Source organism: Plantactinospora sp. B5E13, assembly GCF_039871775.1.
Classification (GTDB): Bacteria; Actinomycetota; Actinomycetes; order Mycobacteriales; family Micromonosporaceae; genus Plantactinospora.
In genome coordinates this window covers 59,202-81,443 of sequence record NZ_JBDPLT010000001.1, presented here as the reverse complement: position 1 = coordinate 81,443, position 22,242 = coordinate 59,202, and the positions used below count along the sequence as shown (strand labels likewise).

The 22,242-nt window shown below is 71.7% G+C and carries 18 protein-coding genes; 6 read left to right on the top strand and 12 right to left on the bottom strand.

The window, feature by feature from the left end:
• The first annotated feature begins 107 nt into the window (after nucleotides 1–107).
• The 3 genes from ABGB05_RS00360 (at nucleotide 108) to ABGB05_RS00350 (ending at nucleotide 3,822) form a co-directional block, all read left to right on the top strand.
• Complete coding sequence (locus ABGB05_RS00360) at nucleotides 108–665, top strand: FHA domain-containing protein (RefSeq protein ID WP_347651040.1); 558 nt, start codon at nucleotides 108–110, stop codon at nucleotides 663–665.
• A 132-nt stretch (nucleotides 666–797) separates the two neighbouring features.
• On the top strand, nucleotides 798–1,853 hold the full coding sequence (locus ABGB05_RS00355) for an alpha/beta fold hydrolase (RefSeq protein WP_347651039.1): 1,056 nt from the start codon (nucleotides 798–800) through the stop codon (nucleotides 1,851–1,853).
• A gap of 121 nt (nucleotides 1,854–1,974) precedes the next feature.
• Nucleotides 1,975–3,822 (top strand): 3-hydroxybutyryl-CoA dehydrogenase, encoded by a 1,848-nt coding sequence (locus ABGB05_RS00350; protein ID WP_347651038.1) that lies wholly within the window; start codon nucleotides 1,975–1,977, stop codon nucleotides 3,820–3,822.
• Nucleotides 3,823–3,835: 13 nt separating this feature from the next.
• On the opposite strand, the gene ABGB05_RS00345 is transcribed toward ABGB05_RS00350, so the two are convergent.
• From ABGB05_RS00345 to ABGB05_RS00320, 6 genes are all read right to left on the bottom strand, one after another.
• Nucleotides 3,836–4,924 (bottom strand): Ig-like domain-containing protein, encoded by a 1,089-nt coding sequence (locus ABGB05_RS00345; protein ID WP_347651037.1) that lies wholly within the window; start codon nucleotides 4,922–4,924, stop codon nucleotides 3,836–3,838.
• A 164-nt stretch (nucleotides 4,925–5,088) separates the two neighbouring features.
• Nucleotides 5,089–6,210 carry an FG-GAP-like repeat-containing protein gene (locus ABGB05_RS00340; RefSeq protein ID WP_347651036.1) on the bottom strand — a complete coding sequence of 374 codons (1,122 nt, stop codon included), beginning with the start codon at nucleotides 6,208–6,210 and terminating at the stop codon, nucleotides 5,089–5,091.
• Between the two features lie 52 nt (nucleotides 6,211–6,262).
• Nucleotides 6,263–7,375, bottom strand: a complete 1,113-nt coding sequence (locus tag ABGB05_RS00335) for an Ig-like domain-containing protein (protein ID WP_347651035.1) — start codon at nucleotides 7,373–7,375, stop codon at nucleotides 6,263–6,265.
• A gap of 40 nt (nucleotides 7,376–7,415) precedes the next feature.
• Nucleotides 7,416–8,519 (bottom strand): FG-GAP-like repeat-containing protein, encoded by a 1,104-nt coding sequence (locus tag ABGB05_RS00330; protein WP_347651034.1) that lies wholly within the window; start codon nucleotides 8,517–8,519, stop codon nucleotides 7,416–7,418.
• 59 nt (nucleotides 8,520–8,578) lie between these two features.
• A complete protein-coding gene (locus ABGB05_RS00325; RefSeq protein WP_347651033.1) occupies nucleotides 8,579–9,694 on the bottom strand; it encodes an Ig-like domain-containing protein in 1,116 nt (371 codons plus the stop codon).
• Between the two features lie 146 nt (nucleotides 9,695–9,840).
• On the bottom strand, nucleotides 9,841–10,950 hold the full coding sequence (locus tag ABGB05_RS00320) for an Ig-like domain-containing protein (protein ID WP_347651032.1): 1,110 nt from the start codon (nucleotides 10,948–10,950) through the stop codon (nucleotides 9,841–9,843).
• A gap of 175 nt (nucleotides 10,951–11,125) precedes the next feature.
• Here ABGB05_RS00320 and ABGB05_RS00315 point away from each other — a divergent pair, with 175 nt between their 5' ends.
• Both ABGB05_RS00315 and ABGB05_RS00310 read left to right on the top strand, forming a co-directional pair.
• Entirely contained in the window at nucleotides 11,126–11,452 is a 327-nt protein-coding gene (locus tag ABGB05_RS00315; RefSeq protein WP_347651031.1) for a hypothetical protein, read from the top strand.
• A 28-nt stretch (nucleotides 11,453–11,480) separates the two neighbouring features.
• Nucleotides 11,481–12,281, top strand: a complete 801-nt coding sequence (locus ABGB05_RS00310) for an alpha/beta hydrolase (RefSeq protein ID WP_347651030.1) — start codon at nucleotides 11,481–11,483, stop codon at nucleotides 12,279–12,281.
• A gap of 79 nt (nucleotides 12,282–12,360) precedes the next feature.
• Here the strand turns inward: ABGB05_RS00310 and ABGB05_RS00305 are convergent, their stop codons facing one another.
• From ABGB05_RS00305 to ABGB05_RS00280, 6 genes are read right to left on the bottom strand one after another with little or no spacing between them, the layout of a single operon-like run.
• A complete protein-coding gene (locus ABGB05_RS00305; protein ID WP_347651029.1) occupies nucleotides 12,361–13,356 on the bottom strand; it encodes a glycosyltransferase family 2 protein in 996 nt (331 codons plus the stop codon).
• Nucleotides 13,353–14,207 (bottom strand): glycosyltransferase, encoded by an 855-nt coding sequence (locus ABGB05_RS00300; protein WP_347651028.1) that lies wholly within the window; start codon nucleotides 14,205–14,207, stop codon nucleotides 13,353–13,355. The genes ABGB05_RS00305 and ABGB05_RS00300 overlap by 4 nt, the downstream gene beginning before the upstream one ends.
• Entirely contained in the window at nucleotides 14,204–15,052 is an 849-nt protein-coding gene (locus ABGB05_RS00295; protein ID WP_347651027.1) for a glycosyltransferase, read from the bottom strand. Before ABGB05_RS00295 ends, ABGB05_RS00300 begins: the two co-directional genes overlap by 4 nt.
• Nucleotides 15,049–16,455, bottom strand: a complete 1,407-nt coding sequence (locus tag ABGB05_RS00290; RefSeq protein ID WP_347651026.1) for an O-antigen ligase family protein — start codon at nucleotides 16,453–16,455, stop codon at nucleotides 15,049–15,051. Before ABGB05_RS00290 ends, ABGB05_RS00295 begins: the two co-directional genes overlap by 4 nt.
• A gap of 53 nt (nucleotides 16,456–16,508) precedes the next feature.
• Nucleotides 16,509–17,489 carry a hypothetical protein gene (locus ABGB05_RS00285; RefSeq protein ID WP_347651025.1) on the bottom strand — a complete coding sequence of 327 codons (981 nt, stop codon included), beginning with the start codon at nucleotides 17,487–17,489 and terminating at the stop codon, nucleotides 16,509–16,511.
• 60 nt (nucleotides 17,490–17,549) lie between these two features.
• Entirely contained in the window at nucleotides 17,550–18,905 is a 1,356-nt protein-coding gene (locus ABGB05_RS00280) for a glycosyltransferase family 4 protein (protein ID WP_347651024.1), read from the bottom strand.
• Nucleotides 18,906–19,340: 435 nt separating this feature from the next.
• On the opposite strand from ABGB05_RS00280, the gene ABGB05_RS00275 reads away from it, so the two are divergent.
• Complete coding sequence (locus tag ABGB05_RS00275; RefSeq protein ID WP_347651023.1) at nucleotides 19,341–22,172, top strand: PQQ-dependent sugar dehydrogenase; 2,832 nt, start codon at nucleotides 19,341–19,343, stop codon at nucleotides 22,170–22,172.
• Nucleotides 22,173–22,242 lie beyond the last annotated feature (70 nt).

Below are 22,242 nucleotides of genomic sequence, written 5' to 3'. Positions count from 1 at the left end.
TACGAAGTGCGATGCTGGCCGGCGGAGCCGGTCTTACCTTGCGACGCTGGCCGGCGGAGCCGGCGTTGCCGCGTCGGCCACAGAACGGGGTGGATGGGGGCGGGTCCATGTCCGACGACGTGCATCTCATGCCGCTGTTGACCGTGACGAGCGGACCGCTACGCGGGGCGAGTTTCCGGCTGCGGCCGGGGCTACGCCGGATCGGCCGGGAGGACGGCGTCGACGTCCTGCTGGACGATCCGAAGGTGAGCCGTCGGCACGCCGTCGTCGAACTGGTTGGCGGGCGGGTGTTGCTCGCCGACACCGGCTCGACGAACGGAACCTGGCTCAACGACCGCCGGGTCGGTGCGGGGACCGAGCTGCGGGACGGGGACCGGATCCGGATCGGCCATGTCGAGCTGCGCTTCTTCGACCCCGGTTCGGCGCCGACCGAGCCGGTCGGCACGTTGCGTCGGCTGCCGCCGCCGGCCGCCGTACCGGCCGGCGCCGGTGTCCGGTCGGCGCTGCCGCCGGGCCCACCCGACCCGGCCGGGTCCGCGGCCGCGCTCACCATGCCGACCCAGCTGATGGATACGCCCCGGCGGTCCCGTCGGTTGCTGTTGCTGCTCGGCGCGGCCGCGGCCCTGGCCGGCTGGCTGGCCTGGACCTATCTCGCCCTGAGCTGAGGACCGGGTGACGGAACGCCGGCGGCGGACGGAACCGTCGTACGGCGGTGGTGGGTCGGCCACCGGCCCCGGGCCGGGATATGGCGCCTGACCACATGGAACGGGTCCGACCCGACTGGCATGATCGCCCGAATGAAGATCGGGCACAGGGAGATCGTCGCCAACGGCATCCGCCAGCGGGTGCTGGTGGCCGGCGCCGAGGACGGCGTGCCGGTACTGCTCATCCACGGCAACTGCTCCTCCGCCGACTTCTGGCAGCCGCTGCTGCGGCACCTGCCGGCACAGCTGCGGGTGGTCGCCCCGGACCTGCGTGGCTACGGCGGCACCGAGACCGCCCCGCTGGACGCGACCCGGGGGCTGCGCGACTTCGCCGACGACGTGGCCGCGCTGCTCGACGTACCGCAGTTGTTCGGGGCGGGGGCGCGGCCGGTGGTCGTCGGACACTCGCTCGGCGGGGGAGTGGCGATGCGGCTGCTGGTCGACCAGCCGCACCGGGTGGCCGGCCTGCTGCTGGCGGCGCCGGTGTCGCCGTACGGGTTCGGCGGCACCCGGGACCTGGCCGGCACCCCGACCACCCCCGATTTTGCCGGCACCGGGGCGGGCGGCGCCAACCCGGACTTCGTCCAGCGGCTCGCCGCGCAGGACCGGGGCACCGACGCCCCGACCAGCCCGCGCAACGTGCTGCGCGGCGCGTACGTGGCGGACCCGGCGCGCCTCGGCCCGGACGAGGACCTGCTGCTCGACTCGGTACTCTCCACCGCGGTCGGGGACGACAACTATCCGGGTACCGCCGAGCGGGTCGAGACCTGGCCGGGCACCGCGCCGGGGGACCGGGGTGTGCTGAACACCCTGGCCCCGAAGCACTTCCGGATCGCCGACGAGCTGGTCGCCGTCGAGGTCAAGCCGCCGATCACCTGGGTACGGGGTGACGCCGACGTGATCGTGTCGGACACCTCGCTGTTCGACCTGGCGTACCTCGGTTCGCTCGGTCTGGTCCCCGGCTGGCCCGGGGCGGACGCCTGCCCGCCGCAGCCGATGGTCAGCCAGACCCGGGCGGTGCTGCAGCGGTACGCGGCGGCCGGCGGCAGCTTCCGGGAGCTGGTCTTCGCCGGCTGCGGCCACTCCCCGAACGTCGAACGGCCGGCGGAGTTCGTCGCCGCGCTGCTGGAACTGACCGGCATCCGCTGAGCGCAGCGTGCTCCCGGCCCGGGGCGGGCTGTTCCGGCGGCGGCGTATGGCATGGCAGACTCGCCCGAAGTGGCTGAGCGGCCGTTCAGGTGGCGGTCCGGCGACGAGGTGGGAGGCTCCAGTGGCAGACGGGTTCACCGACGGAACCGGGATCTCCCGGGTGGGTGTCGTCGGCCTCGGCACCATGGGCGCCGGCATCGCGGAGGTCTTCGCCCGCAGCGGGTTCGAGGTGGTCGCCGTCGAGGTCACGCCGGAGGCGCTGGAACGCGGCCAAAACATCCTCACCGCCTCCACCGAGCGGGCGGTCCGCCGGGGCAGACTCGCCGAGGCCGAGCGGGACGCCCTGCTCGGCCGGGTCACCTTCGCGGCCGGACTGGCCGCGCTCGCCGACGTGGACCTGGTGGTCGAGGCGGTGCCCGAGCGGCTGGACCTGAAACGGCGGCTCTTCGCCGACCTGGACGCGGTCTGCAAGCCGGGCGCGATCCTGGCCAGCAACACCTCCTCGCTGAGTGTCACCGAGATCGCCGTCGCCACCGGTCGGCCGGGGCAGGTGCTCGGTATGCACTTCTTCAACCCGGCGCCGGTGATGAAGCTGGTCGAGGTGGTCCGGACCGTGGTCACCGCCCCCGAGGTGGTCACCGCCGTCGAGGCGCTCTGCGCCCGGCTCGGCAAGGTCGCGGTGACCATCGGCGACCGGGCCGGATTTGTCGCCAACGCGCTGCTTTTCGGCTATCTCAACCAGGCCGTCGCCATGTACGACGCCGGCCACGCCTCCCGCGAGGAGATCGACGCCGCGATGCGGCTCGGCGCCGGGCTGCCGATGGGGCCGTTCGCCCTGCTGGACCTGATCGGGCTGGACACCGCGTACGAGATCCTGGAGACCATGTACCGGCGGGGTGGCCGCAACCAGCGACACGCCCCGGCGCCGTTGCTGCGCCAGCTGGTCGTGGCGGGACTGCTCGGCCGCAAGTCCGGCCAGGGCTTCTACCGGTACGAGCGGCCGGGCTCGGGGAAGGTCGTACCGGACGGGTGGACGCCGGCGGGGGCGTCACCGGCCGCGCCGGCCGCCCCGGAGGACGGCCGTCCGGTCGGGACCGTCGCCGTGGTCGGGTCCGGTGCGCCGGCCGCCACCCTCGCCGGCCTCTTTACCGGGGCCGGATACACCGTGCTCCCGGTGCCGTGGACCAGGGCGGAACCCCTGGCGCCGGCGGGAGCCGCCGACCCGGCGACGGCTGGGACCGGCGGTGTCGACCTGGCCGGGCTCGCCGACGCGGACCTGGTCGTGGTGGCGACCGCCGGGCCCGTGGCGGCGACTGCCGGGCCCGGGACGGCGACCGCCGCCGTCGGGACTGCCGACGCCGTCGGGGTGACCGGCGACGAGCTGGCCGGGGCGCGGGCGCTCTTCGCCGAACTGGGCCGGCGGTGCGGGCCGGGAACGGTGCTCGCCGCCACCGGCGCCGTGCTGCCGGTGACCCACCTGGCGGTCGCGTCCGGCCGCCCGGCCGACGTGGTCGGTCTGCACTTCGGCACGGTCACGCCGGAGGCGCCGCTGGTGGAGATCGTCCGTACCGTGCTCAGTTCGACGGAGGCGGTCGCCACCGCCCGGTCGGTCTGCGCCCGGCTCGACCGGACCGCCGTGGTCTGCCCCGACCGCGCCGGGTACGTCGTCAACAACCTGCTGTTCCCGTACCTGAACGACGCGATCCGGATGCTCGCGGAGTCGTACGCGACGGCGGACGACATCGACCACGCGATGACGCTCGGCTGTGGTTACCCGGTCGGGCCGTTCGCCCTGCTGGACCGGATCGGTCTGGACGTCGCGCTGGCGGTCCAGGGTGGAATCTACGATGCGACCCGGGAACCGGGACTGGCGCCGGCGCCGCTGCTGGAGCAGTTGGTCACCGCCGGCTGTCTCGGCGAGCGCACCGGTCGCGGCTTCCGCGACCACCCGGTGACCCCGACCAGTTGACCTCCGGCGTCCGTCAGCGGGCGAGTCTCAGGTTGACCGCCGCGTTGCTGGCCCGGCCCGCCTCGGTGAGCCGGTAGACGAACCGGTCGGCGAGTGACCGGGCGTCCGGGTCCGGCCGGTAGACGACCGTGCCGGCGCTGGTGATCTGCACCGTGCCGTACGTCGGCGGGGTGACGACGCTCAGCCGCGCGGCGGCGGTGGCGAAGTCGTTGGCCCGTACCGCGAGGTTGGTGGCCCGGAGACCGCTGACCCGGAAGTTGTCCAGGATCGCGGTGGGGCTCGGGTGGAAGGTGCCGGTGCCGGTACCGAGGAAGACTTCCTGGCTGCCGGTCATGGTGCTGGTGGTCCGGACGTCCAGGTGGCCGTCTCCGTTCACGTCCAGCGCCTCGACCGTCCAGTGGTCGTCGCCGTGGACATCGCCCTTCAGGTCCACCACCGTGCCGTCGTCGAGCACCACGACCACGCCGCTGAAGTAGCTTCCGCAGCCCTCGAAGTATCCGATGACCACGTCCATCGCGCTGTCGGTGTCGAAGTCCGCGAGTTGGAACTCCGGGCGACCGGAGCAGTACCGGACCGGGCCGGGGCTCAGTGCACCGGTGCCGGCGTTGAGGTAGGTGGTGAAGCCGTCGCCCTGGTCGGTCCACTCGTAGATGTCCTGCCGACCGTCCCCGTTGAAGTCGGCGGTGCCGATGTAGCTGGGCTGGAAGATGGTGTCGAAGCCGGCGGACACGGCGAAGTCGTCGAGCACCAGCAGGGTGTGGTCGACCGACGGCGGCGGTCCGGAGAACCAGGTGACCGCCAGTTCGGCCGCGACGTCACCGTCGAGGTCGAGTCCCACCCCCATGTCCGGGCAGTACGGCGCGGAGAGGTACGGATAGGCGTGTGGCGGTCCGTAGCCGCCGCCGGACAGGCCCAGCTCCACCGTGACCACACACTGGCCGGGGCCGGGCAGCTGGCCGAGGGTGTTCCGGTCGGCGCGTCCGTCGCGATTGACGTCGGCGATGATCGGCTCGTCCGGCCCGCCGGCCCGGACCGGTGCGGTCGTGGCGGCCAGGGCCACGGTCACCGCGGCGGTGACGGTGGCGATTCGCCGAATCCACATGGTGCCTCCTCAGCCCTGATCAGCTGCTCCGGCGGCGGAGTCTCCACTGCAGATTAGGTCGGTTTTGTCATCATCAGGGGTAAATGCAGGTAATCCGACAGTCCGCTGAGGATCAATCCGGCGGCGGTGAACGCCGGCACCGCCAGACGTCGCCGGTCCCGGCGTCAGGGCGTGATCTTGACAATGACCGTCGCGTCGCTGGTCCGGCCGTCCTGGGTGACCCGGTAGACCAACCGGTCGGTCAGCCCGGGCGTGGAACCCGGAATGTAGACGATGGACCGATCGGCCCGCACCTGCGCCGTACCGGCCGTCGGTGGGGTGACAATGCTGATCTTCGCCCGGCGACTGGCCCAGTCGTTGTCGAGCAGCGGGATGTTTGTGGGCGCGGCGCCGCTGACCGTGACGGTGTCCCGGAGCGCGAGCGGCGACCTGACGAACGTACCGTCACCAACGCCGAGGAAGGTGGTGGGCAGCCCGGTCGGTAGGTGATAGGTGAGCACGTCGGGCACGTTGTTGTGGTCCGCGTCCAGCACGTGGACCGTCCAACACCGCTCGCCGTCCGTCATGTTCTGGAGTTCGACTGCGGTGCCGTCGTCGAGCACCACCACCACACCCCGGGTGCCGTCGGCGCACCGGTCGACGTACGTGAGCGCGACGTCCATCGCGCCGTCGCGATCGAAGTCGGCGAGTTGGTGGTCGAACTGTCCGGAGCAGTACCGGACCGGGCCGGGCCGCAGTGCCCCAGCCCCGTCGTTGAGGTAGGTGGCGAACCCCTGCCCCTGGTCGGTCCACGCGTAGAGATCCTGCCGTCCGTCTCCGTCGAAGTCCGCCAGTCCGAGAAAGTTGGGCAGGGGGAGCGCCGGGAAGCTGGACGACACCGCGAGGTTTCGCAGCACCACCAGATCATGGATGGACCTGTCACCAGGATGACCGCCGTACCAGCCGAGGACCAGTTCGTCCATGCCCGGATCCTCGGCCGTCGCGGGGGTGTCGAGATCAACCGCCACGCCCAGGTCGGGGCATCGGGCCGACGCGCCGCGTCCAGGTGCCTGGTAGGTGTACTGGCGCGGCGGGAGATGCCCTCCCTCGGGTCTGCCGAACTCGACGGTGACGGTGCATGCGCGGGGCGCGGCGCCGAGCCGGGCCCGGTCGACCGGGCCGTCGCCGTTGAGGTCGCCGTACAGTGGTTCGCCGGGTCCGCCCGCCCGGGCGGGCGGGACACCGACCGTGCCTACCGCGATGATCGTCGCCATGGCGGCCACTGCCGCGAGCGGGCTTCTCCACATGACCTTCCTCCGAAGTGGTGAGACGCGGCGCGGACTCGGTGGTTCGGTGGCATCATCCGATGATCTTGAGGCTGACCGCGGCGTTGCTGGTCCGGCCGTCCTGGGTGAGGCGGTAGATGAACGTGTCGGTCCGGCCGTGGGTGGGGTTCGGGGTGTAGATGACGGTTCCGCTGGTGGTGACCTTCACCGTGCCGTGCCGGGGTGGGGTCCAGATGGTGACCCTGGCCCGGGCGGTGGCGTGGTCGTTTCCAAGTACCTGGATGCCGGTCGCCTTGACACCGCTGACCGTCGGGTAGTCGCGGATGGCGACCGGGGACCGGACGAAGGAGCCGTTGCCGAGGCTGATGAAGGTGGTGATCTGGCCGTTGAGCTGGTTGTAGGTGGTCACGTCGATCAGCCCGTCGCGGTTGGCGTCGGCCGTCTCCACCGTCCAGCTCGCGAGCCCGTCCACGTCTCCGTGCAGGTTGACCTGGGTGCCGTCGTCAAGGACCACGACCACGCCGCTGAAGTAGTCGGCGCATCCCTCGATGTACGTGATAACGACGTCCATCGCGGCGTTCTGGTCGAAGTCGGCGAGCTCGGGGGTGTGCGGGCCGGCACAGTAGCGGACCGGACCCGGCACGAGTGTCCCGGTGGTGGTGGCGAGATAGGTGGCGAAACCCTCACCCTGGTCGGTCCACTGGTAGATGTCCTCCCGCTGGTCGCCGTCGAAGTCGGCGGTGCCGAGATAGCTGGGCTGGTAGATGGTGTTGAACCCGTGGGCCACCCGGAAGTTGTCCAGCACCAGCAGGGTGTTCGAGACGGTGGTCGGCGGCCCGGCGAACCAGGCCACCGCGAGCTCGGCCGGGACGTCGGCGTCGAGGTTGACCCCCACCCCCATGTCCGGACAGTTGGGCTCGTCCGCCGGCAGGGTCAGATAGGTGTACGTCTGCGGTGTGCCGTAACCACCGCCGGACAGCCCAAGGCTGACCGCCACCCGGCAGTTCGACGCGGCCGTCACGACGAGGTCGAGCACCGCCCGGTCCGGCCGGCCGTCCCCGTTCACATCGGCGATGATCGGCTCGCCGGGCCCACCGGCCGAGGCCGGGAGCGCGCCGAGACCCACCACGCCGACCGCTGCCATGGTCACCGCCATGGTCGCCGCGGCGATCCGTCTACCCCTCATGGCACGCCTCCTCGGGCTGGCCAACCCGACCGGGTTGGACTCATCCGGTCCACCGGATGTACACGACCGCGCTGCTGCGGCGGCCGTCGTCGGTCAGTTGGTAGGTGATCCGGTCGGTCGTGCCGTGGTTCGCCCGGGGGCGGTACACGATCCGGCCACCGCTGATCACCTGCGCGGTGCCGTACCGGGGCGGCGAGGTGATGGTGACCGTCGCCGAACTGGTCGCCCAGTCGTTGTCGAGCACGTTGATGGTCACGGCGCGGGTGCCGGTGAGGTAGACGGCGTCGGTGTTCGCCTTCGGGGACTGGACGTACCGGCCACCGGTGTTGATGAAGTAGTCGACCTCGCCGGTCAGTCGGGACGCGGTCCGGATGTCCGGGAGCCGGTCGCCATTGAGGTGGGTCACCTGGGCGGTCCAGGTCTCCACGCCGACCGGATCGGATTCCAGCTCCTGTGCGCTGCCGTCGTCGAGCACCACCGCGACCCCGCTGGCGAAGGTGGCCGACAGGCACCGTTCGGTGTAGCTGTTGACCAGGTCCGTCCGGCCGTCGACGTCGAGGTCGCTCAGCTCGTACTGGATCGGCTTGGCGCACCACTGGGCCGGTCCGTGGGTGAGCGTGCCGTTGCCCAGGTTCAGGTATGTCTCGATGCCCTGTCCCTGGTCGGTGACGAGGTAGACGTCCGTCCGGCCGTCGCCGTTGAAGTCGGCCTCGCCCAGGTAGTACGGCGCGAAGATCGCCGAGACCAGGCCGAACGACGGCTGGAACGCGGTGTCCAGCACCATCAGGTTGTACGGCACGGTCGGCGGTGGGCCCGGGAACCAGGCCACCACCAGTTCCTCGGTGCGGTCGGTGTCCAGGTCGACCGCCACCCCCAGTTCCGGGCAGCGGGTGCCGGCTCCGGTGCCGCCGGGTCGCAGGTAGACGTAGGCCGCCGGAAGTCGGTAGTCCCCGGACGGGGTGCCGTATTCCACGATCACCGAGCAGAGGTCCGGGTCGACGACGCCGAGGGTGACCCGGTCGGTGAGGCCGTCACCGTTGACGTCGCCGAGGATCTGTTCGCCCCGACCGCCGGCCCAGGCGGGAGCGGGGGTGAGGCCCCCCACCCCACCCGCCGTGACCAGCAGCATCGCCACTGTCAACATCGCTGTCCGCTTCCGCCACATGGCGTTCGCCTCCTCGTGGATACGTCGGTCCGCCGGATTCAGCCCGGGAGCTGGATGGTGACGGTCGCGCTGCTGCGTCTGCCCTCTTCGCGGAGTTGGTAGCTGAACCGGTCGGTGCGGCCGTACCGGGGGTTCGGTCGGTAGACGATCCGGCGGTCGGACTGGACCTGGACGCTGCCGTACCGGGGTTGCTGGGTGACGACCACGTCGACGTTCCGGGTCGCGTGATCGTTGGCCAGTACGTCGATCGCCAGCGCCTTGACCGAGGCGAGTCGGACCCGGTCGGTGTTCGCGTCCGGCGTTCTGATGAAGAGGGTCTCGGTGCCGACGGTGCGGTTGATGAAGTGGCTGACCCGGCCGGTGTCCCGGTTCACGGTCCGGACGTCGATGTACCGGTCGTCGTTGGCGTGCACCACCCGGCTGTCCCAGGACGTCGCGCCGGTCGGATCGCTCTCCAGGACTTGCGCGACCGGACCCTCGTTGCGGATCCGCAGCACTCCGCTGCTGTTGTCGGCACAGCTGCGTTGGTAGGTGACCAGGGTTCCGTCGATGCCGTCCTGGTTGAAGTCGCTCACGATGACGGCAGGGCTGTCGACGGTGCAGAACGCGACCGGGCCCGGCACCACCGAGGCGCCGTTGATCACGAAGTTCTGCACTCCGCCGGGCCCCACGTCGTACGGACTCGGCCGGCCGTTCCCGTCGAACATTCCCATCCCGACGAAGCTGGGCTGCCGGATGATCGAGGTGTGGTAGGCGCTGGGTACGAAGGTCGGCGGCTGCAGGACGAGACGGTTGAAGGAGACCGTGACCGGGGCGCCGGTGGACCAGCCCACCCAGAGTTCGTCGGCGGGATCGTCGTCCACGTCGAGCGCGACCCCGACGTCCGGGCAGTGCGCGTCGGAGCTGCCGTTCGGACGCAGGTAGGTGTAGGCGACCGGCGGCGCGAGGACGCCGGCCGCCCGACCGAACTCGACGACGGTCGAGCAGAGGTTGGGGGCGGTCTCGCCGAGGACGGCGAGGTCGGTGATTCCGTCGGCGTTGAAGTCGCCGTAGAGGGGGTCACCGGGTAGGGCTGCGTGGGCGGCGGGTGCCGCCGCGCTGGTCGCGACCGCGACGAACACCGCAACCACTGCCGCAAGGCGCCTGCTCGACATGGATGCCTCCTGCTGTCTTCCCCGTTCCGTATGGCTGGCTGCTCCTGATACGGACGGTAGACACCTTTTGATGGAGTTCATTGTTGTCTGACCGTGATCCGACAGCGGCGGTGGGAACATTTCCGCAGCTCAGCGCGGTTGCTCGGTTACGGTTCGCGCGGATAGCTGAGGTAGACCACGGCGCTGCTGCGCCGGTCGTCCCGGATGACGGTGTAGGTGAACCGATCGGTCCGGCCGTGGGTCGGGTTCGGCGAGTAGAGGATCCGGCGGTCCGTCAACACCTGGACCCGGCCGTACCGGGGTGGGCTGCTGATGACCAGCCGGATGTTCGAGGACACCCAGTCGTTCGCCAGCACATCGATGGCGATCGGTCGATTCGTGGGTAGGGTGACCCGGTCGGTGTTCGCCTTCGGCCCGCGTACGAACGTGCCGTCGCCCCTCCCGAGGAAGTGGTTGACCTCTCCGGTGGCCGTGTTCTCGGTCCAGATGTCCCGGTTCCGGTCGCTGTTGGCGTCCAACAGCCGGACTCGCCAGACGGTCTCGTTCCGTGGATCGAATTCGAGCTGCTGAGCGGTGCCGTCGTCGAGCACCACGACCACCCCGCTGCCGCCGTCGGCGCAGCCGTCGGTGTACGACACGAGACCGTCCATCGCCCGGTTTCCATTGAAATCCTGAAGCTGGACGGTCGGCGGTCCCGCCGTACACCACTGCTCCGGACCGAGTTGTCCCACGCCGTTGATGAAGACGTAGGTGGCGAACCCACCGTGGCCGTACGAGTAGGGGGTGGGGACGCCGTCACCGCTGAAGTCCGCGTTGCCGAGGAAGACCGGGGTGATCGGCGAGGTGAAGGTCGACACCACCCGGAAGTTGTGGTCGACGATCACGCGGTTGTAGTTCAGGCCCGCTGGTGGACCCGAGCTCCAGCCGAGCCAGAGTTCGTCCATGAGATCGCCGTCCTCGTCAAACGCGGTCCCGATGTCCGGGCAGTCCGACGCCTCGCCGCCGGGGCGCAGATAGGTGAAGGCGATCGGTGGCTGGTAGACCCCGGGGCCTGTGCCGTACTGGACGATGATCGAGCAGAGGCCCGGGTTCACGGAACCGGTGACGGCGAGGTCCGGGATGTCGTCGTTGTTGAAGTCGCCGACGATCGCATCGCCCGGTCTGCCGGCCGAGGCGGGCTGCGTGGCGGACGGTACCGCGATGAGTGCGGCGGCGGTGGTGAGGATGGTCAGGGTGGTGATGCGCCTGCTCCGCATGGCGCCCTCCTTGCTCCGTAGCCGCCGCCCGTCGAGGACGACCGCTATTCGCGGACGTTAGACCCGTATGCGGAGATTCGCGTCACACTGACCGTGATCTGACAACTACTTCAAGTGATGAAAGTCCCGGTTGGTGCCGTGATCCACCCGCGTCGGCGCTGCGTACCCTGGAAAGGTGAGCCCACGTCGCAACCGTCCCCGCCCCGAGGAGGCCCCACCGCTGGACCGGGAGCGACTGGAACGCGGCGTCGGCTCGGTCCAGACCTGGCAGGACGGCGAGTGGCAGGTCCGGGCCATCCCCGCCTCCGCCGCGGCCAAGACGTACCGCTGTCCCGGCTGTGTCCAGGAGATCCGCCCGGGGGTCGCGCACGTGGTGGCCTGGCCGGCCGACGGTCGGGGTGACCTGGGCGATCGGCGGCACTGGCACACCGGCTGCTGGCGGGCCCGGGACCGGCGGGCCCCCGGAGTGGAACGCTCCCGCAGCGCCCCCCGGTACGGCTGACCGGGCCGACCTGGGTGAGACTGGACCGGTGAGCACACCGATCCGCGCCGCCAGCATCCTGCCCGCCCGCCGGGAGGACATCGAGCTGCACACCGCCGACGGCCTGCGCCTGGTCGGCGAACTGGCGCTGCCGGCCGACCGGGACCCGGTCGCCACCCTGATCTGCCTGCACCCGCTGCCCACCCACGGCGGGATGATGGACAGCCACGTGTTCCGCAAGGCCGCCTGGCGGCTGCCCGCGCTCGCCGACCTCGCGGTGCTGCGCTTCAACACCCGGGGCACCAGCAGCGTGCGCGGCACCAGCGAGGGGACCTTCGACGCCGGCGACGCCGAGCGGTACGACGTCGCCGCCGCCATCGAGTACGCCGAGTTCCACGAGCTGCCGAACATCTGGCTGGTCGGCTGGTCGTTCGGCACCGACCTCACCCTCCGGCACGGCTGCGACCCCGGGGTGGTCGGGGCGATCCTGCTCTCACCACCGCTGCGGACCGCCGGCGACGAGGACCTGGCCACCTGGTCCGCCTCCGGCAAGCCGTTGACCGCGCTGGTCCCGGAGTTCGACGACTACCTGCGCCCGGACGAGGCCCGGCACCGGTTCGGGGTCGTGCCGCAGGCGGAGGTGGTCGGGGTGCCCGGGGCCAAGCACCTCTGGGTCGGCGCCGCCGAGACGGTGCTGGACGAGATCGTCCGGCGGGTCAACCCGGCCGTACCGGTGCCGCTGCCGTCGACCTGGGACGGTCCGATGGAGACCGGCGACGCCAGCGCGTACGCCGACCGTACGGTGGCCGCGTTCGCCGACGTACCGGTGTCGGAACGCGGCGCGGACTGACCGGTCTCGGAACGCCGGGTCGGCTGACCGGTCAGCCGGTCCGGGCTGGTTGAGGGGGCAGGCCGGGCTGGCGGTGGGGTCAGGCGGGACGCCGGAGACCGCCGGCCGCCGGCGCGCCGTCGGCCGGACCCGATTCGGTGATCTCCACCGGAGCGAGTTCGGCGGCGGGCGGCCAACCGGCCAGCCACACCCGCCGCTGCCGCCACACCTCGCGCCAGTAACCGGCCCGCCCGGTCAGTCGGGCGGCCGCCGCCCGGGTCGCGATACCGAGCCGCAGCAGCACCCGGCCGAGCCGAGCCCGCGACCGGGACCAGCGCAGCCGCTGGAAGGTGACCTGGCCGCGCAACAGCATCACCCGTTTGCCGGCACTGGTCGACGCGGCGCCGCCGACGTGCACCACCCGGGCGGTCGGCACCAGCACCGGGCGGGCCCCGATCGCGGTCGCCCGCAGGCAGAGGTCGAGGTCCTCGCTGTACATGAAGTAGTCCGGGGTGAAGCCGTCAAGCTGGGCGAAGAGCGTGCGGCGGACCAGCAGCAGACAGCCGGAGGCGGCCGGCACCCGGACCAGGGTCGACCGGTCCAGCCAGGGCAGCGCCTCCCGGTTGAAGAACCGGGAACGCGGAAAGAGCTTGGACAGGCCGGTGGCGAAGCAGGTGAGGGTCCACAGCGACGGCGGCCCGAAGACCGAATGGCCGTCGTCGGTGCCGTCCGCGCCGAGGGTACGACCGGCGTAGACGCCGTGGCCCGGATGCTCCCCGGTGGCGGCGAGCAACTCGCCGATGACGTTGCCGACCGGCTCGGTGTCCGGGTTGAGCAGCAGGAGCCAGTCACCCCGGGCCCGGGCCGCGCCGACGTTGACCGCCCGGGCGAACCCGACGTTGCGGGCCAGCCGGACCACCTGCGCCTCCGGGAAGGTCGCTGCCACCGCCGCCGCCGAACCGTCCGTCGAGTTGTTGTCGACGACGATCACCTCGTACGGCTCGCCGGGGCAGGCCGTGGCGAGGCTGGACAGGGCGGTCAGGATCAACTCGCGGGTCTGGTACGACACCACGATCACGCTCACCAGCGGCGTCACGACCCCGCCCCCGTCATCGGTTCACCGTCCGGGCGGCGGCTGGACTCGTCGCGTCCCCACTGCCCCCGGGTCCCCGGTCGGCGGGCGGAGGCGGCGGCCAGCAGGGTCAGCCCGACGTAACAGACTCCGGCGGGCAGCAGCCACGGGCGGGGCAGCACCACGTCGACCAGCCAGGACGTCCGACGGGCCGGCCGGACCTGGTCGTCGGCGGCCCGCAGGGTGGCGTTGCCGGCCCGGACCCGGCCGAGCCGGCGCAGCAGGTCGGCGGTGCGTCGCGGGGTGGCCACCACGGTCGCCACCGAGGTCACCTCGCGTTTCTCGGCCTCGGTGAACTGCGCGTCCAGGAACAGGTCGTCGGCGATCACGTCCGGGAACCGGTCGAACCGGGCCCGGCCGGCGGCGGAGAGTGCGATCGCGCCCCGGCCGAAGAGCGCGTTCCGGTACGCGGGATGCCGGCCGTTGATCGCGTAGTAGGCGCGTACCAGCAGGGGGCGGCCGGTGGTGTCCAGCCGGCGGCCCGGCGCGGCGGCCAGCACCCCCGGCTCGTCGAGCGCGGCGACCAGCGCCCGGACCCCGGCGGTGGCCAGCCCGATGTCGGCGTCGAGATAGATCCGGGGAAACGCGGTCGCGGCGGCGTCACCGGCGTTCAGCGCGCCCGGCTTGCCGGCCGCGGGCAGTTCGAGGACCGTCACCCCGGGCACCCCGCGCGCTACGTCGGCGGTGCCGTCGGTGCAGCCGTTGGCGACCACCACCACCTCGAACTCGCCGGGAGCGGCGCCGGCGAGCAGGGTCCGCAGGGTACGGCCGAGCACCGCCGCCTCGTTGTGCGCGGCGATCACCACACTGGTCACCACGGCGCCCGCCCGGTCAACGCGAGCCGGATCCGCCGGGCGGCGTTGCGTCGGCGCAACCGCCAGCCCTGGTATTCCCGCAGGTCGAGCGGGGCGGCCTGGACCACCCGGGCGGAGTGCCGCATCTGGGCCGTCCACTCGGCGACCGTGGTCACCCCGGTACGGCGGGCCGACAGCGGCCGGCGGGCCAGGAAGTCGGCGTCCGTCTTGTAGATGGTGTGCGGACTGCGCGGGTCGTCCATGTGGTCCTCGGGGAGGAAGGGGTGGTACCAGCCGTTGACCCAACCGAGCCGGGCGGAGCGCAGGCACCAGGCGGTGAAGGTCTCCCCGTCACGCAGCGGACCAACCTGGTCGAGCATCTCCCGTTTGAGCAGGTAGCCGCTGCCCTGCACCCAGTGGTTGCGCAGCAGCCGGTGCCCCCCGGGACAGTCGGCGAGCTTCGCCGCGACCAGGGTCCCGTCGACGTCCTCCGGCGGGAAACGCCAGGTGCCGACCACCCCGAGGCCGGGTACGTCCCGGTGCGCCCGGCGTAGCACGTCGAGCCAGGTCGGGTCGGGCAGGCAGTCGTCGTCCACCTTGCTCAGGTACGCCCCGGTCGACTCCCGCCACAGCCAGTTCGTCGGTTCGGTGAGCCCGGCGTTGACCGGACTGTGGTGGAACCGGTGCACCCGCGGATGGTGGCGGAACTCCTCGACCGCGTCCAGGGTGGGCTGGTCGGTGCCGTTGTGCCAGAGCCACACCCGGGCGTCCGGGGGACACGTCCTCAGCAGGTGCGGCAGCGAGAGCCGGACGTACTCCGGCCGGTCGTACGTGATCATGAGGATGTCGATGCCGTCGTCGCTCATGGCGCCTCCTCGCTGCGCTCCGCCGGGCTGGTCCGGGCGACCCGGGCGGCCCGGCCCGCCTCGATCACGTTGATCCGTTCCGCCCTGGTCAGCCGCCACAACGCACCGGCCAGGCCGAGCAGCAGGTGCACCGTGATGAAAAACGTCGTGAAGTACATCGAGTCGAAGGTGAAGCCGGAGACGGCGGCCACCCCGAGCGCCACCGCGAGCACCGCCGCCAGGTCACGGTCGCGTTCCGAGCGGGCGAACCGGCGTACCCGGCCGGCGACCACCACCCCGGACATGAAAAAGACGGTGAGCCCGACGACCCCGATGATCCCGGTCTGCACCAGGGTGGTCAGCCACTGGTTGTCGAGCAGTTGGTACAGCTCGGGCAGGAACGTGCCGATGCCCCGGCCGAGCCAGGGGCGTTCCTGGATGAACGGCGTGACGTAGTCGTAGTCCTCCACCCGGGCCTGCACGCTCGGGTCGCTCTCCCCGGCGAGCAGCAGCGACTTCAACGTGGCGAGCAGCCCCGGCCGGACGGTCTGGATCAGTGCGGTGAGGAAACAGCCGACCACCAGCACGTTGAACGTGGTCCGCAGCGGCCAGACCAGGATGAAGAGCAGGATGGCGGCGCCGAGGGCGAGCACCCCGGTCCGAGACAGCGAGATCGGGATGACCGCCGCCTGGACCATCGCCAAGGCGCCGTAGATCTGCCGGTCCCGCCGCTTGTCGGCGAACCGGGCGAAGTGGATCGCCACCACCAGGCCGATCACCATCAGCACGCTGAACTCGATGTAGTGCCCGGCGGTGCCGGCGACCCGGACCAGCCCGTCCCCGCCCCGCTCCCGGAAGCCGACCACCTCCCGGTGGAACGTCAGCACCGGCGGAAGCTTCATGTACGTGGTCAGGTCGATCCGGGTGACGAACTGGGTCAGCGCGACGAACGCCATGAAGGTGCAGCCCCAGCAGAGCCAGCGCAGGATCGTGTCGATCCGGTCCCGGGTCAGCACGCCGTCGGCGGCGGCGAGCAGGATCCCGGCGCCGGCCAGCGCCTGCAGCAGGGTCCGCTCCGCGCCGTTGACCTCCAACACCGGCATGCCCCGGGCCTGCCCGGCGACGTAGGAGAGCAGCAGGGTGACCAGGTAGATCGCCATCGCCCAGCGCATCGGCTGCTGGCCGCGGGTGGCCAGGTTGGGGTGCAGTCGGCTCAGCGCCCACCAGACGAGCAGCCCGAACCCCACCATCAGCCCCGGCTTGCCGAGGTCGCTCAGCGGCGGGAAGACCAGCCGGAACGGCAGCAGGTAGGCGAGCAGCAACGAGGCGATGACGGCCGCCGTCGCGTCCGGGAAGTGACGTACGGCGGGGGCGATGCCGTCGTACACGGTGTCGGATCGCCGCGCGGATAGGTAGGTCGGCACGTCGCTCGTCTCGTCCGTGCGCCGTCATCCGGCGCTGCTGGGGCTTTCGGCGATCACTGGGCCGAATCGTCGGCGGGGTTGCGGACGGTGGCCAGCAGGATGGTCTCGTCGGGCTGCCCGGACCGGTACTCGCCCCGGGGCGCCGGGCCGAAGGTCGCGTTCCGCTCATTGACACCGGGTCCGCGTTCGTCGGCGGCGTGCGCGCCGCCCCGGTCGTCCGTCTGCCGTCCGGTAATCCGCCCGGCGGGGACCGAGAGGGGCTGGGTGAGGTCCCGCTCGCCGCCCGCTGCCGACCCGGCGGAGCGGGCGGCCGGGGCCGGGGTCACCGCAGGCTGGCCGCCGCCCCGGGCCGGCCCGACGGTCGCCTGGCCACCGTTCCAGGTCATCGGGGTACGCGGGTCGCGCCGGCCGAGCCGGGCGGCCGCCCGGCGGCGGAGCACCGCGTCGTAGACGACGGCGGCGACCGCGGCCAGCAGCAGACCGATCGCGGCGATCACCACCTGCGCCCGGAGCACGTTGGAACGGGACGGGACGATGTTCAGCCCCGGGTCGAGCACCTGGGTGGTGATCTGCTCGCCGGGCTTCGGCCGGTACTCGGCCTGCTTGCCGGCCACCTCGTCGGTGAGCAACTGGGTCACCGCGGTCACGGTCGCCCGCGCGCTCTGCTCGGTGGCGGCGGTTACCGCCACGGTCAGGATCGAACTGCGGGTCACCAGGCCGACCTCGTAGTCCGGGTCGCCGCCAGCCGTCGCCACCTTCATCCGGGCGTCGTGCGAGGAGATGGAGATCTGCACCGCCTGGGCCATCGCGTTCTCGCCGATCCGCAGCCACGGGTTGCCCGGCTGCGGGGTCGCGTTCGGCGCCGGGGGGGCCTGCGCGGTGGTCGGCGGGACGAGCAGGATGGCCACCTCGGTCTTGTACTCCGGCTGGATCGCCAGTCCGAACGCGAAGGCGGCGCCGAGGGTCCCGACCACGATCGGGGCCGAGACGTACCACCGCCGAAACATGAGTTTCAGCAGGTCGAGAAGGTCCATCGGGCGGCCCCTTCGCCGGGTGCGGATGTGCTGGTGTCGTCGTCGTTACGGCAGCGCCGGTCAGTTCGGCAGGCGCGCGGCATCGGCTCCGCTATCGGGTGAAACTTCGTTGTAGCCGTTTGGCGACGGCCGGAGCAATCGATCCCAGAGTCGGATGTACGACTTGACCTGGTGGTCCCAGGCGAGTTCGGCAATGAACCGCTGGCGACCCGTACGGCGCATTTCCGTCCGGGCGTGTCCGTCACTGAGCAACTGGTCGATGGCCTTGGCGAATTCGTCCGGACTGCCGGTCTGCACATAACTCGCCGCCCGGTCGGCGGTACGTCTGGTCTCCAGCAGGTCCACCGCGACGACCGGTACGCCCCGGGCGACGTACTCCACCGTCTTGGCCATCGTGTAGAACTCGGCCATCCGGCTCGGCAGGTCCGGCTGGATCGCGATCGACGCGGAGCAGAGCAGGGCGTCCACCTCGTCGGCCTCCAACCAGCCGGTGAACCGTACGACGTCGTCGACGCCCCGGTCGGCGGCGAGCCGGCGCAGCTCGGGCAGGCTCTCGCCGTCACCGGCGACGACCAGCTCCCAGTCGTCGGCGCCGCGCAGCCCGACCAGGCGTTCGGCGGCGAGGACCGCGGCCTCGACGTTGTCCTGCGGGTTGATTACGCCGACGTAGACGATCCGCTGCCGGTTCCGGTCCACCGGGAGCCGGTCGGTGTCCGGGAACCCGTCGGCGCTCTCCGACCCGGTCCCGGCGTCCGGGGTCCGGACGACGGTGGGCTTCGGCCCGGCCGCGACGTCCGGTCCGAGCAGTCCGGCCCGGCCGACCTCGGCCAGCGCGGGACCGTTGCGGACCACCACGACCTTCTCCGGTGGGCAGCCGCCCCGGCTGACGGCCAGTTCCCGGAACGACTCGTTGGTGGCGACCACGGCGGTGGCGACCCGCCAGGAGAGCCGTTCGAAGAGCTTCAGCGTCCAGAGCACCGCCGGTCGGGGCTGGCCGGACTTGCACTCGTAGAGTTCCGGGCTCAGGTCGTGGTGGTCGAAGACGAACGGCCGACCCAGCGCCCGCATCAGCAGCCCGACGATCCAGAAGACGTCCGGCGGGTTGCAGGCCTGTACGGCGTCGACCCGGGTCCGCAGCATCAGGCCGAGCAGTCGTACGGTGACCGCGATCAGCGCCCAGGCGAACTCGGCGGCGAAGGAGAGGATGCTCTTGCCGGCCAGCGGCTGCGGGAAGGAGTGGATCCGGGTGGCCACCGTACCCGGCACCAGGGTGGGACGCCGCGGACCACGGGGGCAGATCACCGACGCCCGGTAGCCGGCGGCCTCCAGCCCCTGGCACTCCCGGATCACCCGGCGGTCCCGTTCGGCCGGCAGATTGACCACCACGATGACCACGTGTGGGCGTCGATCGGCCATCTTCAACTCCCATCCGCGCAGCTCGGACGACGTTTTCGATGGAAGGTCGCGGCATTGTCGAAATACGCCGCGACCCGAATAAAACTCGTTGTCACCGGGGCATACGCCACCGGCTCCGGTCCTACAAAGACACTGCTGCACGGAACCGCCACGGGCAAGGACCGTTGATTGACGAGTCTGTCGACTTACTTACAAGGTCGCGACCGATCGGCCGATTGTTCGTTCACTCATTCATCCGCGTCTTGGCGGTCCGGACGGGTCCACTTCGAGACTGTCGCCCGACAAATCGCCACGCTCCCCGTCGGGTGCGCGCTGATAACGTGATCTTCGTCCGCATTCGCGTTTTGACGCGGCGGGCTTTCCTCCACCGCACCGGTGCCCGACCCTGTGCCCACACAGGCGGGCGGCGGGACGTGCGGAGGTACGGCGGTGCGGATGCGTCGGGGTAACGGACTGACTCTGGTCGCGGTGCTGGTCGGCGGGATACTGGCCGCACCGGGCGGTACGCCGCCGGCGGCGGCGGTGACCCTGCCGGCCGGCTTCCAGGAGCAGATCGTGTTCAGCGGGCTGAACCAGCCCACCAACCTGGAGTTCGCCCCGGACGGGCGGATCTTCGTCGCCGAGAAGGGCGGCCGGGTCAAGGTCTTCACCGACCTCGCCGACCCGACCCCGACGGTGGTCGCCGACCTCGGCACCAACGTGCACAACCAGTGGGACCGCGGCCTGCTCGGGCTGGCCCTGCCGCCCGACTTCCCGGCCAACCCCTGGCTGTACGTGCTCTACACGTACGACGCGCCGCCCGGGCAGACCGCGCCGATCTGGAACGACGTCTGCGGCGACGCGAACAACGGGCGCTGCCTGGTCACCGGCCGGCTCTCCCGGTTGCGGGTCAGCGGCGACCAGATGACCGGCGCCGAGCAGGTGCTGATCTCCGACTGGTGCCAGCAGTACCCCAGCCACTCCGTCGGTGACCTCCGCTTCGGGGCCGACGGGATGCTCTACGTCACCGCCGGCGACGGGGCGAGCTTCAGCGCCGTCGACTACGGCCAGCTGGGCAGCCCGGCGAACCCGTGCGCCGACCCGCCCGGCGGCACGATGACCCCGCCCCGAGCCGAGGGCGGCGCGCTGCGGTCCCAGGACGTCCGGAGCACCGCCGACCCGACCGGCCTGGACGGCACGGTGCTGCGGCTCGACCCGGCGACCGGGGCCGCGGCCCCGGGCAACCCGTTGGCCGGCTCGGCGGACGTCAACGCCCGCCGGATCGTCGGCTACGGCGCCCGCAACCCGTTCCGGTTCACCATCCGGCCCGGCACCAACGAGGTCTGGTTCGGCGACGTCGGCTGGAACACCTGGGAGGAGGTCAACCGGATCGTCGACCCGACCGCCGGCCCGACCAACCTCGGCTGGCCCTGCTACGAGGGGGCCGGGCGGATGAGCAGCTACGACAACGCCAACCTGAACCTCTGCGAGTCGCTGTACACCGGGGCCGGGCAGACCGCGCCCTACTACACCTACCACCACAGCGCGGCGGTGGTGCCGGGGGAGAACTGCGGCTCGGGCGGGGACGCGGTCTCCGGACTGGCCTTCTACCCGGGCAGCGGCGGCAGCTATCCGTCGACGTACGCCGGGGCCCTGTTCTTCGCGGACTACTCACGCGGCTGCATCTGGGCGATGCGCCCGCCCGTCCCGGGCGGCCTGCCGAACCCCGCCAACCTGGAGGCGTTCGGGCAGGCCGCCTCCGGTCCGGTCGACCTGGCGCTCGGGCCGGGCGGCGAGCTGTACTACGCCGACCTGAACGGCGGCACGGTCCGGCGGATCCGGTACTTCCCCGGCAACCAGCCGCCGACCGCAGTGATCAACGCCAGCCCGACCAGCGGCCCGGCGCCGCTCACCGTCACCTTCGACGGCACCTCCTCCACCGACCCGGACCCGGCCGACGTCGGCCGGATCAGCTACCGGTGGGACTTCACCAGCGACGGCACGGTCGACGCGACCGGGCCGACCGCGAGCCACCGCTACCCGGACGGCGGCAGCTACACCGCGACGCTTACCGTCACCGACACCCTCGGCGTCTCAGCCAGCGCCACCGTCACCATCCAGCCCGGCAACGGCGCCCCGACCGCGATCCTGGACACGCCGGTGCCGGGGACCGACTGGACGGTCGGGCAGACCCTCACCTTCGGCGGGCGCGGCACCGACCCGCAGCAGGGCACCCTGCCGGCGTCCGCGCTGCACTGGCGGCTGCGGATGCAGCACTGCGAGTCGGTCGGCAACTGCCACACCCACCATCTGCGGGAGTGGCCGGGGGTGGCCGGCGGGTCGTTCGTCGCCCCGGACCACGACTACCCGTCGTACCTGGAACTGGAGCTGACCGCCACCGACGCCCAGGGGCTGACCAACACCGTGGTACGCCGGCTCGACCCGCGCACCGTCGACCTCGGTTTCGTCAGCGACCCGCCGGGGCTGCGGCTCAGCGTCGGCGCGGTCACCGGTACCACCCCGTTCACCCGTACCGTGATCGTCGGTTCGACAAACACGGTGAGCGCGCCGAGCCCGCAGACCTTCGGCGGGGTGGCGTACACCTTCACCGGCTGGTCGGACGCCGGCGCGGCGACGCACGTGCTCACCGCACCGGCGACCGCGACCAACTACACGGCGACGTACGCCGGGGCGACCGGCTGCGGCGCGGTGCCCGGCTACACCTGCGCCACCGAGACCGGCCGGCCGTGGCCGACGGCGGACGACACCGTGCTGCCGCTCGCCGGTGACGACACGGTGACCCGGGTCGCGCTCCCGTTCCCGGTACGCCTCTTCGGCCAGCCGTACGACAGCGCGTGGATCTCCGGGAACGGCTTCGTGTCGTTCACCGACCCGGACGGGTCGCAGCCGATCAACGGCCCGCTGCCGGACGCCGCACTGCCGAACGCGGCGGTCTACCCGTTCTGGGACGACCTGTACGTCCGGGCCGACTCCAGCGTCCGGACCGCGGTCACCGGCGTCGCGCCGCACCGCCGGTTCGTCGTGGAGTGGCGCAACAGCGGACTGTACGGCTCCAGTTCGGCCCGGATCAGTTTCGCGGCGGTCTTCGCCGAGGACGGCGAGATCGCCTTCAGCTACGCGGACCTGAACAGCACCGGGCGGGAGCGGGGTGACTCGGCGACGGTCGGACTGGAGAACGGCGCCGGCACGGTCGCCCTCCCGTACTCGGTCAACCAGCCGACGCTGGTCAACGGGACGTCCGTGGTCTACCGGCCGGACACCCCCTGATCGGGTACGGGACGCGAGCACTCAGCGTGTCGATGACGGGCCGCCCGGTGGGTCCGGGGACAGCTGTCCC

Coding starts and splice junctions, on each gene's coding strand:
- ABGB05_RS00320 (WP_347651032.1), bottom strand. CDS start 10,950: ATGCGGAGCAGGCGCATCACCACCCTGACCATCCTCACCACCGCCGCC.
- ABGB05_RS00325 (WP_347651033.1), bottom strand. CDS start 9,694: ATGTCGAGCAGGCGCCTTGCGGCAGTGGTTGCGGTGTTCGTCGCGGTC.
- ABGB05_RS00330 (WP_347651034.1), bottom strand. CDS start 8,519: ATGTTGACAGTGGCGATGCTGCTGGTCACGGCGGGTGGGGTGGGGGGC.
- ABGB05_RS00280 (WP_347651024.1), bottom strand. CDS start 18,905: ATGGCCGATCGACGCCCACACGTGGTCATCGTGGTGGTCAATCTGCCG.
- ABGB05_RS00340 (WP_347651036.1), bottom strand. CDS start 6,210: ATGTGGAGAAGCCCGCTCGCGGCAGTGGCCGCCATGGCGACGATCATC.
- ABGB05_RS00355 (WP_347651039.1), top strand. CDS start 798: ATGAAGATCGGGCACAGGGAGATCGTCGCCAACGGCATCCGCCAGCGG.
- ABGB05_RS00335 (WP_347651035.1), bottom strand. CDS start 7,375: ATGAGGGGTAGACGGATCGCCGCGGCGACCATGGCGGTGACCATGGCA.
- ABGB05_RS00275 (WP_347651023.1), top strand. CDS start 19,341: ATGCGTCGGGGTAACGGACTGACTCTGGTCGCGGTGCTGGTCGGCGGG.
- ABGB05_RS00285 (WP_347651025.1), bottom strand. CDS start 17,489: ATGGACCTTCTCGACCTGCTGAAACTCATGTTTCGGCGGTGGTACGTC.
- ABGB05_RS00295 (WP_347651027.1), bottom strand. CDS start 15,052: ATGAGCGACGACGGCATCGACATCCTCATGATCACGTACGACCGGCCG.
- ABGB05_RS00360 (WP_347651040.1), top strand. CDS start 108: ATGTCCGACGACGTGCATCTCATGCCGCTGTTGACCGTGACGAGCGGA.
- ABGB05_RS00345 (WP_347651037.1), bottom strand. CDS start 4,924: ATGTGGATTCGGCGAATCGCCACCGTCACCGCCGCGGTGACCGTGGCC.